This is a genomic window from Micromonospora avicenniae, assembly GCF_900156065.1.
GTDB lineage: Bacteria > Actinomycetota > Actinomycetes > Mycobacteriales > Micromonosporaceae > Micromonospora > Micromonospora avicenniae.
Window position 1 is genome coordinate 51,590 of record NZ_FTNF01000001.1, and the last position, 16,153, is coordinate 67,742.

At 70.1% G+C, this 16,153-nt stretch carries 17 protein-coding genes; 12 read left to right on the forward strand and 5 right to left on the reverse strand.

The window, feature by feature from the left end; translation table 11 throughout:
• Window positions 1–10: 10 nt before the first annotated feature.
• From BXA10_RS00235 to BXA10_RS00250, 4 genes are all read right to left on the reverse strand, one after another.
• Window positions 11–997 carry an ABC transporter permease gene (locus BXA10_RS00235; protein WP_076466520.1) on the reverse strand — a complete coding sequence of 329 codons (987 nt, stop codon included), beginning with the start codon at window positions 995–997 and terminating at the stop codon, window positions 11–13.
• A gap of 69 nt (window positions 998–1,066) precedes the next feature.
• Window positions 1,067–2,071: an ABC transporter permease gene (locus tag BXA10_RS00240; RefSeq protein WP_076466521.1), complete on the reverse strand. Its 1,005-nt coding sequence runs from the start codon at window positions 2,069–2,071 to the stop codon at window positions 1,067–1,069.
• The gene (locus BXA10_RS00245; RefSeq protein ID WP_076466522.1) at window positions 2,068–3,120 is read right to left on the reverse strand and encodes an ABC transporter ATP-binding protein; all 1,053 of its coding nucleotides are present in this window, start codon (window positions 3,118–3,120) and stop codon (window positions 2,068–2,070) included. Before BXA10_RS00245 ends, BXA10_RS00240 begins: the two co-directional genes overlap by 4 nt.
• Window positions 3,121–3,175: 55 nt before the next feature.
• Window positions 3,176–4,231 (reverse strand): ABC transporter ATP-binding protein, encoded by a 1,056-nt coding sequence (locus BXA10_RS00250; protein WP_425436015.1) that lies wholly within the window; start codon window positions 4,229–4,231, stop codon window positions 3,176–3,178.
• Between the two features lie 289 nt (window positions 4,232–4,520).
• On the opposite strand from BXA10_RS00250, the gene BXA10_RS00255 reads away from it, so the two are divergent.
• The 6 genes from BXA10_RS00255 to BXA10_RS00280 all read left to right on the forward strand — a co-directional run bounded on the left by BXA10_RS00255 (window position 4,521) and on the right by BXA10_RS00280 (window position 12,152).
• Entirely contained in the window at window positions 4,521–5,069 is a 549-nt protein-coding gene (locus tag BXA10_RS00255) for a Uma2 family endonuclease (RefSeq protein ID WP_076467265.1), read from the forward strand.
• Between the two features lie 142 nt (window positions 5,070–5,211).
• Window positions 5,212–6,648, forward strand: a complete 1,437-nt coding sequence (locus BXA10_RS00260; protein WP_076466524.1) for a TldD/PmbA family protein — start codon at window positions 5,212–5,214, stop codon at window positions 6,646–6,648.
• Window positions 6,645–8,039 (forward strand): TldD/PmbA family protein, encoded by a 1,395-nt coding sequence (locus BXA10_RS00265; RefSeq protein WP_076466525.1) that lies wholly within the window; start codon window positions 6,645–6,647, stop codon window positions 8,037–8,039. Before BXA10_RS00260 ends, BXA10_RS00265 begins: the two co-directional genes overlap by 4 nt.
• A gap of 317 nt (window positions 8,040–8,356) precedes the next feature.
• Window positions 8,357–9,163 (forward strand): hypothetical protein, encoded by an 807-nt coding sequence (locus BXA10_RS00270; protein ID WP_076466526.1) that lies wholly within the window; start codon window positions 8,357–8,359, stop codon window positions 9,161–9,163.
• Window positions 9,164–9,174: 11 nt separating this feature from the next.
• Complete coding sequence (locus BXA10_RS00275) at window positions 9,175–11,091, forward strand: fumarate reductase/succinate dehydrogenase flavoprotein subunit (protein WP_076466527.1); 1,917 nt, start codon at window positions 9,175–9,177, stop codon at window positions 11,089–11,091.
• On the forward strand, window positions 11,091–12,152 hold the full coding sequence (locus BXA10_RS00280; protein WP_076466528.1) for a succinate dehydrogenase/fumarate reductase iron-sulfur subunit: 1,062 nt from the start codon (window positions 11,091–11,093) through the stop codon (window positions 12,150–12,152). The genes BXA10_RS00275 and BXA10_RS00280 overlap by 1 nt, the downstream gene beginning before the upstream one ends.
• Before the next feature lie 163 nt (window positions 12,153–12,315).
• On the opposite strand, the gene BXA10_RS00285 is transcribed toward BXA10_RS00280, so the two are convergent.
• The gene (locus BXA10_RS00285) at window positions 12,316–12,756 is read right to left on the reverse strand and encodes a (deoxy)nucleoside triphosphate pyrophosphohydrolase (RefSeq protein WP_076466529.1); all 441 of its coding nucleotides are present in this window, start codon (window positions 12,754–12,756) and stop codon (window positions 12,316–12,318) included.
• Between the two features lie 183 nt (window positions 12,757–12,939).
• Here BXA10_RS00285 and BXA10_RS00290 point away from each other — a divergent pair, with 183 nt between their 5' ends.
• The 6 genes from BXA10_RS00290 to BXA10_RS00315 all read left to right on the forward strand — a co-directional run bounded on the left by BXA10_RS00290 (window position 12,940) and on the right by BXA10_RS00315 (window position 16,153).
• Window positions 12,940–13,245, forward strand: a complete 306-nt coding sequence (locus BXA10_RS00290) for a 4a-hydroxytetrahydrobiopterin dehydratase (protein ID WP_076466530.1) — start codon at window positions 12,940–12,942, stop codon at window positions 13,243–13,245.
• 24 nt (window positions 13,246–13,269) lie between these two features.
• Entirely contained in the window at window positions 13,270–13,875 is a 606-nt protein-coding gene (locus BXA10_RS00295) for an HAD family hydrolase (protein WP_076466531.1), read from the forward strand.
• Between the two features lie 66 nt (window positions 13,876–13,941).
• Window positions 13,942–14,304, forward strand: a complete 363-nt coding sequence (locus BXA10_RS00300) for a PH domain-containing protein (RefSeq protein ID WP_076466532.1) — start codon at window positions 13,942–13,944, stop codon at window positions 14,302–14,304.
• 66 nt (window positions 14,305–14,370) lie between these two features.
• The gene (locus BXA10_RS00305) at window positions 14,371–15,120 is read left to right on the forward strand and encodes a class I SAM-dependent methyltransferase (RefSeq protein WP_076466533.1); all 750 of its coding nucleotides are present in this window, start codon (window positions 14,371–14,373) and stop codon (window positions 15,118–15,120) included.
• A 105-nt stretch (window positions 15,121–15,225) separates the two neighbouring features.
• Complete coding sequence (locus BXA10_RS00310) at window positions 15,226–15,609, forward strand: carboxymuconolactone decarboxylase family protein (protein ID WP_245828072.1); 384 nt, start codon at window positions 15,226–15,228, stop codon at window positions 15,607–15,609.
• An 85-nt stretch (window positions 15,610–15,694) separates the two neighbouring features.
• Window positions 15,695–16,153 carry a GNAT family N-acetyltransferase gene (locus BXA10_RS00315; protein ID WP_076466534.1) on the forward strand — a complete coding sequence of 153 codons (459 nt, stop codon included), beginning with the start codon at window positions 15,695–15,697 and terminating at the stop codon, window positions 16,151–16,153.

Genomic DNA, 16,153 nt, shown 5'->3' on the forward strand with positions numbered 1-16,153 from the left:
CCGCCCGGCGTCAGCGCAGCCGCACCCGCGGATCGATGGCCGCGTACAACAGGTCGACCAGCACGTTCGCGAGCACCACGAAGACCGCGGCGATCAGTACGGTGGCCATGATGGTGGGCAGGTCACCGGCCCGCACCGCGTCGACGGCCGTCCGGCCCAGGCCCTGGATGCCGAACGTCGTCTCGGTGATCACCGTGCCACCGAGCGCGCCACCGACGTCGAGCCCGGCGATCGTCACCACCGGCGTGATCGCCGCGCGAAGCGCGTGCCGTCCGTACACCTTGGGCTTGGCCAGACCCTTCGCCCGTGCGGTACGGACGAAGTCCTCCGAGAGCGTCTCCAGCATCTGCGCCCGGGAGAGCCGCGCGTAGATGGCGGAGAAGAGGAAGGCCAGTGAGACCCACGCCAGCACCAGCCCACTCGCCCACTTCACCGGGTTGTCGAGGATCGACGTGTAGCTGGGCACCGGCAGCAGCCGCAGGTTGTAGACGAACACCAGCAGCAGTACCGCGCCGACGAAGTAGAGCTGCAACGACGCGCCGGTGAGCGAGAAGCCGATGGCGAGCCGGTCCAACCAGGTGCCGCGACGCAGTGCCGAGACCATGCCGAGCCCCACCCCGAGCAGCAACCAGAGGACCGCCGCCGGGATCACGATGCTGAGCGTCACCGGCAACACCCGCGCGATGGTGTCCGAGACCGCCTCGTTGGTGACGTACGACCAGCCCAGGCAGGGCGCGTCGCAGTGGCCACCCTGGGCGCTGCCCAGGTCCCGGCCGGTGACGATGCCCTTCATGTAGCCGGCGTACTGCGTGATCAGCGGATCGTTCAGGCCCAACTCGTCACGGACCCGCTCCAGCCGCTCCGGGTTGCAGTTCTTCGGACACATGCCGGTGACCGGGTCCCGGGGCAGCGCGAAGAACATCAGGAAGGTCAGCACGCTCACCGCGAAGAGGGTCAGGACCGCGGAGAAGAGCCGCTTGACCAGGAATCGCGTCATCAGAGCTCTCCTCCGTTCGCGGCCACCGGGCCCCGCTCCGCCGCACTCGTCGTGCTCATCTCGACACCTCTACCGGGACGACTTCGGGTCGAGCGCGTCGCGCAGCGCGTCGCCGAAGAGGTTGAAGGCGAACACGAGCGCGAAAATCGTGATGCCGGGGAAGAAGACGTACGCCGGGTCGGTCTGGAGGTAGTCCAGGCTGCGGTAGATCATCCGGCCGAAGCTCGGGGTCTCGTCGCTCAACCCCACGCCGATGAAGGAGAGCGCGGCCTCGCTGGTGATGAACTGCGGCACGGCCAGGGAGAACGAAACCAGGATCGGGGCCCAGATGTTCGGCAGCAGTTGCCGGAAGACCATGTGCCCCAGTCCGGCGCCACTGGCCCGGGCCGCCTCGACGAACTCCCGCTCGCGCAGCGCGATCACCTGACCGCGGACCAGCCTGGCGGTGCTCGTCCAGCCGAAGATCGCGAAGACGCCGATCAGCACCGCCACCCCGAAGGCCGGCGAGACGGCCTCCCGCTCGCCGTAGAAGCGCAGCACCAGCGTCGGCGTCAGGGCCAGCGCGATGACCAGGAACGGCATGGCCAGCGTCAGGTCGGTGATCCAGTTGATCACCGCGTCCAGCCAGCCGCCGAGGTAGCCGGCGAGCGTACCGAGCACGACGCCGAGCGTCGCGGTGATGACCGCCGCCGCGAACGCGATGAACAGCGAGGTACGCAGTCCGTAGATCAGCCGGATGAAGATGTCCCGGCCGAGCCCCGGCTCCAGGCCGAACCAGTGGTCGCCCGAGACGCCGCCGGAGTAGCCCAACGGCATTCCGAAGCCGTCCAGCAGACTCTGGAACTGTTCCTTCGGGCCGATGCCGTAGAGCATCTCGATCAGCGGGGCGGCGAGCGCCAGCAGCATGAAGAACAACAGCATCCCGCCGCTGACCATCGCCGTACGGTCGCGACGCAGCCGGATCCAGGCGAGCCGGCCCGGTGATCGGCCGACGACGTCCTTGCGTTCCGGCACCTCCGGGCCGCCGGACTCGATCTCGGCGAGCGCGACACCCTCCACCGGGGACAGGCTCACTTCGACACCTCCTCGACGGTGACGCCGGCCGTACCGCCGCTCTCCCCCGCCACCGGTCCGGACTCCGGGAAGTGGCAGGCGATGGCCTGCCCGCCACCCCGGGACACCAGCGCCGGCTCCTCGGTCGCGCAGATTTCCTGCGCCTTCCAGCAGCGGGTGCGGAACCGGCAGCCGGACGGCGGGTCGAGCGGGGTCGGCACGTCGCCGGTTAGCCGGATCCGGCCGCCGGGGCCGAGCTTCGTGACATCCGGAATGGCCGACAGCAACGCCCGGGTGTACGGGTGCTGCGGTCGCTCGTAGATGTCGACCCGGTCACCGATCTCCACGATCTTGCCGAGATACATCACGGCCACCCGCTGGCAGAAGTGCCGCACCACGGCCAGGTCGTGCGCGATGAACACGAACGCCAGCTCCAGGTCGCGCTGCAACTGGCGGAGCAGGTTGACGACCTGCGCCTGGATCGAGACGTCCAGGGCGGAGACCGGTTCGTCGGCGACGATGAGCTTCGGCCTCAGCGCCAGCGCCCGGGCGATGCCGATCCGCTGCCGCTGCCCGCCGGAGAACTCGTGCGGGTACCGGTTGTAGTGCTCCGGGTTCAGCCCGACGATCTCCAGCAGTTCCTGCACCCTGGCCTTGACGCCGCCGGGCGGTTCGATGCCGTTGACCTGCAACGGCATCGCGATGATCCGGCCCACCGTGTGCCGGGGATTCAGCGAGGCGTACGGGTCCTGGAAGATTATCTGCAGGTCCTGGCGCAGCGGACGCAGCTGCCGCCGGCCGGCGTGCGTGATGTCCCGCCCCTCGAACTCGATCGTGCCGGCGGTCGGCTCCAGCAGCCGGACCAGCATCCGCCCGGTGGTGGTCTTGCCGCAGCCGGACTCACCGACCAGGCCGAGCGTCTCGCCCGGCCGCACGTCGAAGTCCAGCCCGTCGACCGCGCGCACCAGGCTCTGGCCGCGGAAGCCGGTACGTACCGGGAAGTGCTTCGCCAGCCCACGCACCCGCAGCAGCGGCTCGGCCGCTGACGGCGCCACACTCACCTCACTCATCGGAGCCTGCCTTCGTTCGCGACTGCGGTACTCCGCTGCGCTGCGTTCCTCGCGCTCACCGAGCGACCCCCACATGTGCGATGTCCTCGCGGTAGAGCCGGGTCCGCTCCTCGGTGGACAGGTGGCAGGCGACCAGGTGGCCCTCCCCACCGGCCGGGCGCAGCTGCGGCACTTCGGTACGGGACCGGTCGCCGTTGCGGTCGGCGTACCGGCAGCGCGGGTGGAAGGAGCAGCCCGAGGGCAGGTTGATCAGGCTCGGCGGGTTGCCCCGGATCGGCACCAGGTCCTCGTCCGCGTCGCCGTGCAGGGACGGCACGCTGGAGAGCAGTCCCCAGGTGTACGGGTGCTGCGGCCGGCGCAGCACCTGCTCGACGCTGCCCCGCTCGACGGCGCGGCCGCCGTACATGACGAGTACGTCGTCAGCCACCTGGCTGACCACACCGAGGTCGTGCGTGATCATGATGATCGCCGAGTGGAACTCCGCCTGGAGGTCGGCGAGCAGGTCCAGGATCTGCGCCTGCACGGTGACGTCCAGCGCGGTGGTCGGCTCGTCGGCGATGACCAGGTCGGGATCGTTTACCAGCGCCATCGCGATCATCGCCCGTTGGCGCATGCCGCCCGAGAACTCATGCGGGTACTGGTCGAATCGACGCGCCGGTTGCGGGATGCCGACCCGCCCGAGCATGTCGACCGCCCGCTGCCGGGCCTCCCGCCTGCCCGCGCCCGGGTGGTGCACCCGGTACGCCTCGGCGATCTGCCGCCCCACCGTGTAGTACGGGTGCAGCGCCGACAGCGGATCCTGGAAGATCATCGCCATGTCCCGGCCGCGCAGCCGGCGTACCTCCTCCTCCGGCAGGCCGACCAGTTGGCGGCCGCCGACCGAGATCTCGCCGGTGATCGTCGTCCGCTTGGCGTTGTGCAGGCCGAGGATGGCCAGCGAGGTGACGCTCTTGCCCGATCCGGATTCGCCGACGATGCCGAGTGTCCGGCCGCGCTCGACCGTGAAGGACACCCCGTCGACCGCACGGACCACGCCGTCCTCGGTGTCGAAACGAACCCGCAGATCGTCCACCCGCAGGTACGGCCCGCTGGTGGAACGCTGCTCGGGCACGCTGGGGCGGTCGCCCGGTTGCCCGGACGGCACCGACTTCGGCCTGTCCACGACCGCCTCCCTCAGTGACGAAGAGAACTTACAGATAATCCCTGAGGGTGAAAATAAGCTACAAGTCCGGCGGCTGTCAGCGGCCGTCAGCGTAACGACTCGGCAACGTCCGTGAACAGCCCTCACCAGCACATTCACGAAGTCCGCTGCTCCGCCTCGCCACGTCGACGCACGTCGGGTGCGACGATGACAGCGGCAGTCAGGCAAGCATTCCCGCCGACACGAGGTGGAGGTGACCATGACCGTGGCGGTGTTCGACCACGAAGGCCCGTGGACCGAAGAGGAGTACCTCTCCCTCGGCGAGACGTCCCAGCGCGTCGAACTCTTCGACGGGAGCCTTCACGTGACCCCAGCACCAACCCCACGACACCAACGCACCTCCCGCAAACTCGGGAACATCCTCGAAGCAGCGGCCGAAGCCGTGGGACTCGAGCTGCTCGAAGCGGTGAACGTCCGGCTCCGGCCAGGCCGCATCCCGATTCCCGACCTCGTGATCACCTCGCCGGTGAACCTCGACGACCCGTACGTCGAGGCGACGAGCGTCCGTTTGATCTGTGAGATCGTCTCACCTGGCAATGCCTCCACCGACAAGGTGCTCAAGATGCACTACTACGCGGCTGCCGGCATCGATTGGTACCTGCTTGTCGATCAGGCGGCCGGTGCCCTGCGCCTCCATCGGCGCCGCGGCCGCCACTACGTCGAACACTCGGCGGCCAAGCGCGGCGAGACACTGGAGCTGACCGAGCCGGTGCGGGCCACTATCCGGCCCGAAGAGCTGCTGCCCTGACGCAGGTCGGGCCACAGGCCTAGGGTCGGTCGCATGAGCGAGCGCCAGCGAGCGAATCATCAGCACAGGGCGAAAGTGCCTCATGCCGGCACGCAGCGCAGCGGAGTGCCGGCATGAGCGATCAACAGATCGAAGTGCGGTCGTGACCGAGTTCGACGCGGCGAGCGCCGCCGTGCAGGCCGCTGTGGACGCCGGAGCCCGGTACGCCGACGCCCGCGTGATGCAGCGGAGCTACGAGTCGATGTCCGCACGCAACGGCGAGATCGAGGAGCTGACCCAGCACGAGAGCATCGGCCTCGGTGTACGAGCCCTGGTCGGGTCGAGCTGGGGCTTCTATGCCGTACCCGATCTCTCCGACGCCGCGGCCCGCGATGCCGGTCGGCGTGCCGCGCGGATCGCCGCCGCCAGCGCGCGCGTGCCCGGCCCGCCCATCGACCTGGTACCCACCGAGCCGGTGACCGCGACCTGGGCCTCGGAGTGCCACATCGACCCGCTCGGCGTGCCGCTCTCCGACAAGGGGGACCTGTTGGTGCGGTCGACCAGGGCCATCCGGGAGCACGGCGCCGACCTGGCCGAGGGGCTCTACCAGATCTGGGACACGACCAAGTGGTTCGTCTCCAGCGAGGGGCACCGGATCGACCAGCGCATCCGCGAGTGCGGCGGCGGCATCTCGGCCACCTCGATCGGCGACGGCGAGACCCAACGCCGTTCGTACCCCAGCTACCGGGGCCAGTACGGCACCACCGGCTGGGAACTGGTCGAGTCGTTGGACCTGGCCGCACACGCCGCCCGGATCGCCGAGGAGTCCCGCGAACTGCTCACCGCTCCGCCGTGCCCGGCGGGCGAGACCGACCTGATCCTCGGCGGCGAACAGCTGGCCCTGCAGATCCACGAGTCGGTCGGGCACGCCATCGAGCTGGACCGGATCCTCGGCTGGGAGGCCGCCTTCGCCGGCACGTCCTGGCTGGACCTCGCCCAGCTCGGCTCGTTGCGCTACGGCTCCGAGCTGATGAACGTCACCATCGATCCGACCATCCCGGGCGCGCTCGGCAGCTTCGGCTTCGACGACGAGGGCTCCCCCGCGGTGAAGCGGGACGCCGTTCGCGAGGGTCGCTGGGTGGGCGTACTCGCCGGCCGGGACTCGGCCGCCGTCGCGGGCCTGGACTACGGCGGGAGCGTACGGTCCGACGGCTGGGCCCGGCTGCCGATGGTGCGGATGACGAACGTCGGACTCGAACCCGGCCCACACACCTTGGAAGAGATCATCGCGGCCACCGACCACGGGGTGCTGATGGACATCAACCGGTCCTGGTCGATCGACGACAAGCGGCTCAACTTCCAGTTCGGCTGCGAGGTCGGCTGGGAGGTGAAGCGGGGCCGGCGCGGCCGGATGCTGCGCAACCCGACCTACACCGGCATCGGCCCGCTCTTCTGGCGGTCGATGGACATGCTCTCCTCGGAGACCGTCGCCTGGGGTACGCCGAACTGCGGCAAGGGCCAGCCGGGCCAGACCGGGCACACCGGGCATCCGGCCGCGCCGGCCCGGTTCCGCAACGTCCGCGTGGGGGTACGGGCATGACCGAGTTGGAACTCGCCGGCCAGGTCGTCGAACTGGTCCGCCGCGCCGGTGGTCCGGACGCGCAGGCCGAGGCGGTGGTCACCCGCGCCGATCTGGCGTTGACCAGGTTTGCCAACTCCTTCATCCACCAGAACGTCGCCGAGTCGGGTGTCGGCGTCCGACTGCGGGTGCACGTCGACGGGCGTACCGCCGCGGGCAGCGGCAGCGAGGTGAGCCTGGAGGGGCTTCGCGCGCTGGTCGAGCGGACCCTGGCCGCCGCCCGGCTCTGTCCGCCCGACCCGGCCTGGCCCGGACTCACCCCACCCACTCCGACAGCAGCGAGCGGGCCGGTCGACGAGGCCACCGCGTACGCCGACCCGGACGCGCGGGCCGAGCGGGTCCGCGCCTTCGTCGAGGCGGCCGGCGGACTGGAGGCGGCCGGCTACTGCCGTACCACCCACCGGTCGTCGGGATTCGCGAACAGCGCGGGGCAGTCGGCGTACGGCCACGCGGTCGAGGCGGCCATGGACGGCATCGCCCGGGCCGGAGGCGCGGACGGGGTCGCTCGGCTCTGCGCCGACCGGCTCGCCGACATCGACGGCGCCGCGCTGGGCGCGCGGGCGGCGGCCAAGGCTCGCGCGGCCGTCGCTCCCGTCGAGTTGCCGCCGGGACGCTACGAGGTGGTGTTCGAGCCGGCGGCGGTGGCGGACCTGCTCCAGAACCTGTCCTGGTACGGCTTCAACGGCAAGCGGCACGCCGAGCGGCAGTCCTTCGCCGACCCGGGCACCGCGCAGTTCGACCCCGCCGTCACCGTGGTCGACGATCCGCTCGCCGCGGTCGACCTGCCGTTCGACGTCGAGGGCACGCCCCGCCGGCGGTTGGCGCTGGTCGAGGCCGGCACCACCGCCGCCGTCGTACACGACCGGCGGACGGCCGCGGACGCGGGGACGCAGTCCACTGGGCACGGGATCACGGGCGGCGCGAGCTTCGGACCGATCCCGCGTAACCTGCGGCTGCTCGGCAGCGACGGGACGGGCGGGGACACGGACGGCATCCCGGGGGATCCGGCCGCGGGCGCGGTCGCCGACCGGGACACCGCCGCCCTGGTCGCACAGGTCGCGCGCGGATTGCTGGTCAGCGACCTGTGGTACACCCGGGTGCTCGACCCGAAGAGCCTGGTGGTGACCGGGTTGACGCGGAACGGGGTCTGGCTGATCGAGGACGGGGAGGTCACCTCGCCGGTCCGTGACTTCCGGTTCACCGAGTCCTACCCCCGCGCCTTGGGGCCCGGTCGGGTGCTCGGCCTCGGCCGGCGTCCGGTCCGCCAACCGGACCGGCTGGACGGTGTCTGGTGGGAGGCCCCACCCCTGCGGCTGGCCGAGTGGAACTTCACCGGTGGCGCCTCCGGCTGACCCGACGGCGGCACTCGCCCGGGAGGTCCTGGTGCTGCTCGGCCACCCCGGCGTCACGACGGGACAGCGACCTACTTAACATCGTCACATCGATCATCGTTCCGGGGCTCCTGGGCCGGCCGGACACACGGGACGCCGTCTTGGACGGACGGCAAGCGAAGATCGGCGTAACGTGTGTCACTTAGCTGCGCCGGCGCGCCGGCGTGGTCGTTGGTGTGCGCATGACGTGGCAAGCGGGTGCGGTTTCAACGGTCCGCGTGCCGACCGGAGGAAGTTCCGCCCGCGCGGGTGCGGGCCCCGTCGAGGAGACGACTCGAATGACATCAACGGCAACGAGGCCGCGGGGAGCGCGGGCGCGCGCCGCCATCGCGGCGAAGACGTTGCGCACCGACCGCTGGTGGTTCGCCCCACTGATCACCGTCGTCGGGCTCACCGCCTGGGTCGCGTACGCGACGGTCCGGGTCTACTTGCACAACTGGTACTGGGTCGAGGACTTCCACTACCTGACCCCGTTCTACTCCCCGTGCATCACGGACCGGTGCGTCGAGGGCGCCGCGCACTTCGGACGGATCCTCCCCGACTGGTGGATCATCCCCGAGGCCGCGTTCACCCTGCCCTTCCTGCTGCTGTTCCGGCTGACCTGCTACTACTACCGCAAGGCGTACTACCGGTCGTTCTGGCTCTCGCCGCCGGCCTGCGCGGTCCCGGACGGGCACCAGACCTACAGCGGTGAGACCCGCTTCCCGCTGCTGGGGCAGAACCTGCACCGCTACTTCTTCTACGCCGCCGTGATCATCTCGCTGATCAACTCCTGGGACGCGGTCCTCGCCTTCCACTCGCCGAAGGGCTTCGGATTCGGGCTGGGCAACCTCATCCTGATCGGCAACGTGGTGATGCTCTGGGCGTACACCATCTCCTGCCACTCCTGCCGGCACATCATCGGCGGCCGGCTCAAGCACTTCTCCAAGCACCCGCTGCGCTACCGGGCCTGGACGTTCGTGTCCTGGCTCAACGTCAGGCACATGCAGCTCGCCTGGATCACGCTCGGCACCCTGGCGCTGACCGACTTCTACGTCATGGCGGTCGCGGCCGACTGGATCCCCGACCTGCGGTTCATCAACTAGAGGGCCTGGACATGACGACTACCACTCGCATCGAACGACACCACTACGACGTCGTCGTGATCGGCGCCGGCGGCGCCGGCCTGCGCGCGGCGATCGAGGCCCGGCTGGCCGGCAAGAAGACCGCGATCATCTCGAAGTCGCTCTTCGGCAAGGCGCACACGGTGATGGCCGAGGGCGGCGCCGCGGCCGCCATGGGCAACGTGAACCCACGCGACAGCTGGCAGGTGCACTTCCGCGACACCATGCGCGGCGGCAAGTTCCTGAACAATTTCCGGATGGCCGAGCTGCACGCGAAGGAGTCGCCGCAGCGGATCTGGGAGCTGGAGACGTACGGTGCGCTCTTCGACCGCACCAAGAACGGCAAGATCTCGCAGCGGAACTTCGGCGGCCACGAGTACCCGAGACTGGCGCATGTCGGCGACCGCACCGGCCTGGAGCTGATCCGCACCCTCCAGCAGAAGATCGTCTCGCTGCAGCAGGAGGACAAGCGCGAGTTCGGCTCGTACGACGCCCGGATCCGGGTCTTCGCCGAGACCACCATCACCGAGCTGCTGCTCGACGGCGACCGGGTGGCCGGGGCGTTCGGTTACTACCGGGAGTCCGGCGAGTTCATCCTCTTCGAGGCCCCCGCCGTGGTGCTGGCCACCGGTGGCGTCGGCCGGTCCTACAAGGTCACCTCGAACTCCTGGGAGTACACCGGGGACGGTCACGCGCTCGCGCTGCGTGCCGGGGCGAACCTGATCAACATGGAGTTCCTCCAGTTCCACCCGACCGGAATGGTCTGGCCGCCGTCGGTCAAGGGCATCCTGGTCACCGAGTCGGTCCGCGGCGACGGCGGCGTGCTGCGGAACTCCGACGGCAAGCGGTTCATGTTCGACTACGTGCCCGACGTCTTCCGCAAGCAGTACGCGGAGACCGAGGAGGAGGCGGACCGCTGGTACACCGACCCGGACAACAACCGCCGCCCGCCGGAGCTGCTCCCTCGTGACGAGGTGGCGCGGGCCATCAACAGCGAGGTCAAGGCCGGCCGGGGTACGCCGGCCGGCGGGGTCTACCTCGACATCGCGAGCCGCAAGTCGGCCGACGAGATCCGCCGCCGGCTGCCGTCGATGTACCACCAGTTCAAGGAGCTGGCCGACGTCGACATCACCAAGGAGCCGATGGAGGTCGGCCCGACCTGCCACTACGTGATGGGCGGCGTCGAGGTGGAGCCCGACAGCGGGGCGGCGGTCGGCCACGTACGCGGCCTCTTCGCCGCCGGCGAGGTCTCCGGCGGGATGCACGGCTCCAACCGGCTCGGCGGCAACTCGCTGTCCGACCTGCTCGTCTTCGGCAAGCGGGCGGGCGGTCACGCCGCCTCGTACGCCGACGGTCTGGTCGAGCGGCCGAAGGTGGCGGTACAGGCGGTCGAGGCCGCGGTGGAGACGGCGCTGGCGCCGTTGCAGCGGGACACGGGCGAGAGCCCGTACACCCTCCAGCAGGACCTCCAGGCGGTGATGGGGGACCTGGTCGGCATCATCCGGCGCGAGGGGGAGTTGGCCGACGCCCTGGTCCGCCTCGCCGAGCTGCGCGAGCGGGTGGCGAAGGTGAGCGCGGCCGGCGGGCGGCGCTACAACCCCGGCTGGCACCTGGCGCTCGACCTGCGCAACATGCTCGTGGTCTCGGAGTGCACCGCGAAGGCGGCGCTGGAGCGACAGGAGTCGCGCGGCGGGCACACCCGGGAGGACTACCCGTCGATGGACCCGAAGTGGCGGCGGCTCAACCTGGTCTGCTCGTTGGACGGGGACGCCGTCCGGCTGACCCACAAGCCGCTGCCGAAGATGCGGCCGGAGCTGATCGGGCTGTTCGACCGGGCCGAGCTGGCCAAGTACCTGACCGACGAGGAACTCGCCGAGTTCGACGCCCTCACCGAGGAGGCGAACAACTGATGGGAAGCAAGCGGCAGTTCCGCATCTGGCGGGGCGACGAGACCGGTGGCGACCTGAAGGACTACACGGTCGAGGTCAACGAGGGCGAGGTCGTCCTCGACATCATTCACCGGCTCCAGGCCACCGAGGCGCCGGACCTGGCGTGCCGGTGGAACTGCAAGGCCGGCAAGTGCGGCTCCTGCTCCATGGAGATCAACGGCAAGCCGCGGCTGGGCTGCATGACCCGGATGTCGACGTTCGAGGAGTCCGAGACCGTCACGGTCACCCCGCTGCGCACCTTCCCGGTGATCCGGGACCTGGTCACCGATGTCTCGTTCAACTACGAGAAGGCTCGGGAGACCCCCGCGTTCGCGCCGCCGGCGGACGTGGCGCCCGGCGACTACCGGATGCAGCAGGTCGACGTGGAGCGCTCGCAGGAGTTCCGCAAGTGCATCGAGTGCTTCCTCTGCCAGAACGTGTGCCATGTGATCCGCGATCACGAGGAGAACAAGCCGGCCTTCTCCGGGCCGCGCTTCTTCATCCGCGCCGCGGAACTGGACATGCATCCGCTCGACACCCGGACCGACCGCAAGGAGTACGCGCAGGCGGAGATGGGCCTGGGGTACTGCAACATCACCAAGTGCTGCACCGAGGTCTGCCCCGAGCACATCAAGATCACTGACAACGGGATCATCCCCATGAAGGAACGCGCGGTCGACCGCAGGTACGATCCCCTTGTGAGGCTTGGTAGCAAGATCTTCCGTCGGGGTGAGACGCCCCAGAACAGCGTGACCAGCGCGCGCGCGGCCGGCCCGGCGACGCCCAGCACCAGCGCGGGCTTTCACTCGCACGCCGGTGGCTCGCACGACTCGCGGGCCGAGGCCCAGGCGCAGAGCGGGGTGAACTGGCACCGCGAGGTGCCCCACCCGACCGCGCCGGCGGTGGACGAGCGGGGCAAGCTGCCGCTCACGGAGCTCACCTTCGATCGGGCAGCCGCGCCGTCGCCCTTCGGCGACGACGTGAGCTTCCCGCTCCCTCCGGAGCACCTCAACTTCGCCCACCCGGAGCAGGACAAGCACTGAGCACGTCGACGACAACGATGACGGGGGCCGCGGCACTTGCCGCCGGCCCCCGCTTCTATTCTGCCCAGATGTGCGCTTCGTCATCAGAACGGCCCGTTCGGGCCGGTCACGACGGTTACCGGAGGACCGGTCCCGCAGGCCCGGCCGGCGGGACGGCGACAGGTCAGCCGGCGGCGAGAATGGGACGTAGGGCGGCCACGATGGGAGCATCGGCGGGTAGCCAGGTCACCGAGTCCAGCTCGGCAGCGGAGAGCCAGCGCAGCCCCGAGTGCTCAAGTGGCTGGGGCTCGGCGTCACCGAGCAGGCGCGCGGCGTACACCTTGAGCACCGAGCGTCCGTGGGCCATCTTGACGTCGCGGCCGACTCGGTCGCCGATCTCCACGCGTACGGCCAGCTCCTCGACGCACTCCCGGGCCAGCGCCTCAGGCTCGGACTCCCCCGGCTCGACCTTGCCACCCGGGAACTCCCACATGCCGGCCACCTCCGGCGGTGCGGAACGGGCGCACGCGAGCACCCGCCCGTCCCGGATGATTGCCGCGCCCACGATCACCTTGAGGTCCCGCCGCGCGGCCTGCCCGCCGCCACTCGCCCGTTCGGTCTGCACGGCCGTCCAGCGTGCCAGATCAATCGGCGGTTTGGGTACCGGAACCGGCCGCTAAGTCAGGAAGACCCGGAAGTGTGGGCGTGGACACACGAACGGCAGGGCGAAAGACTAGAAGCCACCGACAAGACACGGGATGGCGACGATTTGGCCACAAGCCGGCAACGGCGCCTGGGAGGTGCGGTGATGCGTGCGCTGTTCAACGGCCGAGCGAAGCAGGACTACCTCTCCGACGCACTCACCCTGCTCCCCGGCTGGACCCGCGAGGGCGAGCAGATCCAGCGCACCCTCGTGATCGACGACAGCCAGCACGCCGCCCTCACGGAACGGGTGAAGGTGGTGGCGGACGCGCTGCACCTGCGGCCGGAGATCAGCCGCCGGGCGGACCACACCCAGATCCGGGTGGGGCACGGAAACGTCCCGCTCAGCGAGGGCGAGGTGCTGCTCGCCGCCCGGATCGAGGACGCCTACCGCACGGTCACCGAATCCTGACCGCCCGGCGTACGCTTCCCGCTCATGACGCAACGGGCGGTCGTCTTCGACATCGGCGGCGTCCTGGAGATCACCCCCTCGATCGGCACCATCGCCCGGTGGGAGCCCAAGTTCGGGCTGCGGCCGGGCGAGATGGCGGAGCGCGCCGGAGACATCTGGGCGGATGGCGCAGTCGGTGCGATCACGCTGGACCAGGTGCACCGACTCCTCGCCGACCGGCTGACCGCCGACGCGGCGCAGGTCGCCGCCTTCCTGAACGACGTCTGGGTGGAGTACCTCGGCACACCCAACACCGAACTGATCGACTACCTCCGGTCGCTGCGCTCCCGCTGCCGGACGGGCATCATCAGCAACAGCTTCGTCGGCGCACGGGAACGTGAGCAGGAGCGATACGGCTTCGCCGACCTCACCGACTGCCTCGTCTACTCGCACGAGGTGGGCATGTCTAAGCCGGATCCCCGTATCTACCTGCTCGCCTGCGAGCGGCTCGGCGTACCGCCGAAGCGGACGCTCTTCCTCGACGACGTACCGGCCGCGGTCGAGGGCGCCCGCGCGGTCGGCATCCACGGGGTCCGCTTCGAGTCGAACACGCAGGCGATCGCCGCGATCGAGGACTGGCTGGGGGCGTGAAAACCTCGTCGTCACCGGAAACCGGCAGTCTTCGGAGGTTGGCGCGCGCTTCCTAACGTGAGGCGCATGGCCAATGCGACGTACGACCGCAAGGAGCAGTTCCAGCAGATCCAGAGTGGGTTGCTCGACGGAGAGCAGATCATCGCCGTCTACGACGCCGTCGGCACCGGCACCGGATTCATCGGCCTCACCGACCGGCGGGTGATCATCCAGGACCGCTCGTTCATCGGCAAGCGGTACGCGATCACCAGCATCCCGTACTCGAAGATCACCAGCGTGAGCGTGGTCAGCAACAAGTCCTGGGGCGGCTCGTTCTTCTCGACGGGCGCGATCGCGATCCACGTCGGCACGCACACCTACGAGGTGGAATTCCGTGGCACGCAGAAGAGCCACCACGTTCACAATGTGATCCTGCACTACATCTCCTGATCGTGAACCACGCGGCGACAAGCGGCGAGTGAGGGGCGGCGACGTGGCGAACGGGGAGTCGGCGCGGTGAGGCACGCGGAGTTCGAAGACCCTCGCCTGGTGCAGGTGTACGACGCGGAATGCCCCTGGGGCCCCGACGACGACTTCTTCCTCGCCGTGGTCGACGAGACGCCCGCTGCCCGGGTGCTCGACCTCGGCTGCGGCACCGGACGGCTGACCATCGCGATGGCGGCGGCCGGTCACACGGTCACCGGCGTCGACCCGGCGCACGCCTCTCTCGCCGCAGCCCGGCGGAAACCCGGTGCCGACCGGGTCACCTGGGTCGAGGGCACGTCGGCCGAATTGCCGACCGACGCGTACGACGTGGCAGTGATGACCAGCCACGTGGCCCAGATCTTCGCCACCCGCGCCCAGTGGGCGGCCACCCTCGCCGATCTGCGCCGGGCGTTGGTGCCCGGTGGCCGGCTGGTCTTCGACTCAAGTGACCCGGCGGACCGGCGCTGGGAGCGGTGGAACCCGGTCGACTCGCGGCGCCGGATCGTCCTGCCGGACGGCCGGAAGGTCGAGGCGTGGACCGAGGTGACGGCGATCGCCGCAGGCGACGTCGGCTTCGAGCACCACTACGTCTTTCCCGACGGCGAGGAACTGCGCAGCTCGGCCACACTGCGCTTCCGCACCGAACGGGACCTGCGCGACTCGCTGCGGGTGGCTGGGTTCTACGTCGAGCACGTCTTCGGTGGCTGGGGGCGCGAGCCGGTCGGTGCGGGCGACGGCGAACTCGTGGTCATCGCCCGCCGCGCGGCGACGCCGGAATAACCGTCGACGGAACGGGAAGAAAAGCCGACCGCTCCGCCGGCCCGGCGCGGACACCGAAGAGCGCGGCAGGTTGTGCGCCGCGCCGGAGCTCAGGTTTCGGGAGAGATGACGATGACCGACCAGCCGGACAGCTACCAGCGGGCGCTCGACACGGCGGAACGGCTCCTGGGTGCCCCGCTCACCCTTCCGCTCGCTCCCGGTGAGCCGGAGGTCGGGCAGGACTTCCGCCGCCTCGCCACCCTGCAGACGTTCGGCGAGTCGTGGCCGCGCCCCGGACTGGACCTCCGGAGCCGGGCCCTCGTCTCCGTCGCCATCGCGGCCGCGCTCGGCACGCATGAGCCGCTGCGTGGGCAGTTGCGGATCGCGCTGCACTCCGGTGTCAGCAAGGAGGAGATCGTCGAGCTCTTCATTCACCTCGCCGCGTACGCCGGCGCGGCCCGTGCCTTCGACTGCTACCAGGTGGCGCTCGCGGTCTTCGGCGAGGGCTGACACACGCCGCGGCGGCACCTAAGATCCGCTGTCGGGGCGGTTCCACCGCGCCGAGCTGATCCGCGCGAGCGCACAGGGGTGTCAGATGCAGGTGACCGTACGGGCGGCGACGGCAGACGACGCGCTGGACCTGGGCGGCCTCCGGTGGCGGCGCCTGACCGAGGAGCGCGGCTACACCGGCACGGACCGTGACGCGTTCCTGCGGCTCTTCTCCACCTGGGTCGCCGATCACCTGTCGAGCCACCTGCCCTTCCTCGCCGAGGTCGACGGCGCGGTGGTCGGGATGGCGTGGCTGATGGTCGCCGACCGGGTGCCGACGCCCGCCGACCGCGCCCGGCGCAGCGGCGACGTCCAGTCGGTGTACGTGGTACCCGAGCTGCGCGACAGCGGGATCGGCGCCGAACTGCTGGAGGCCGTGCTCGCCGAGGCGGGCAAGCTCGACCTGGAGCACGTGACCGTGCACTCCAGCGAGCGCGCGGTGCGGTTCTACCAGCGGGTCGGCTTCCAGCACGACCAGCGCTGGCTCCGCTGGCAGCCGGCCTGA

What these genes read in the sequence shown, in the direction of transcription:
- BXA10_RS00235 (WP_076466520.1), bottom strand. Translation starts at nt 997, where the DNA reads ATGACGCGATTCCTGGTCAAGCGGCTCTTCTCCGCGGTCCTGACCCTC.
- BXA10_RS00245 (WP_076466522.1), bottom strand. Translation starts at nt 3,120, where the DNA reads ATGAGTGAGGTGAGTGTGGCGCCGTCAGCGGCCGAGCCGCTGCTGCGG.
- BXA10_RS00255 (WP_076467265.1), top strand. Translation starts at nt 4,521, where the DNA reads ATGACCGTGGCGGTGTTCGACCACGAAGGCCCGTGGACCGAAGAGGAG.
- BXA10_RS00265 (WP_076466525.1), top strand. Translation starts at nt 6,645, where the DNA reads ATGACCGAGTTGGAACTCGCCGGCCAGGTCGTCGAACTGGTCCGCCGC.
- BXA10_RS00270 (WP_076466526.1), top strand. Translation starts at nt 8,357, where the DNA reads ATGACATCAACGGCAACGAGGCCGCGGGGAGCGCGGGCGCGCGCCGCC.
- BXA10_RS00275 (WP_076466527.1), top strand. Translation starts at nt 9,175, where the DNA reads ATGACGACTACCACTCGCATCGAACGACACCACTACGACGTCGTCGTG.
- BXA10_RS00280 (WP_076466528.1), top strand. Translation starts at nt 11,091, where the DNA reads ATGGGAAGCAAGCGGCAGTTCCGCATCTGGCGGGGCGACGAGACCGGT.
- BXA10_RS00290 (WP_076466530.1), top strand. Translation starts at nt 12,940, where the DNA reads ATGCGTGCGCTGTTCAACGGCCGAGCGAAGCAGGACTACCTCTCCGAC.
- BXA10_RS00295 (WP_076466531.1), top strand. Translation starts at nt 13,270, where the DNA reads ATGACGCAACGGGCGGTCGTCTTCGACATCGGCGGCGTCCTGGAGATC.
- BXA10_RS00300 (WP_076466532.1), top strand. Translation starts at nt 13,942, where the DNA reads ATGGCCAATGCGACGTACGACCGCAAGGAGCAGTTCCAGCAGATCCAG.
- BXA10_RS00310 (WP_245828072.1), top strand. Translation starts at nt 15,226, where the DNA reads ATGACGATGACCGACCAGCCGGACAGCTACCAGCGGGCGCTCGACACG.
- BXA10_RS00315 (WP_076466534.1), top strand. Translation starts at nt 15,695, where the DNA reads ATGCAGGTGACCGTACGGGCGGCGACGGCAGACGACGCGCTGGACCTG.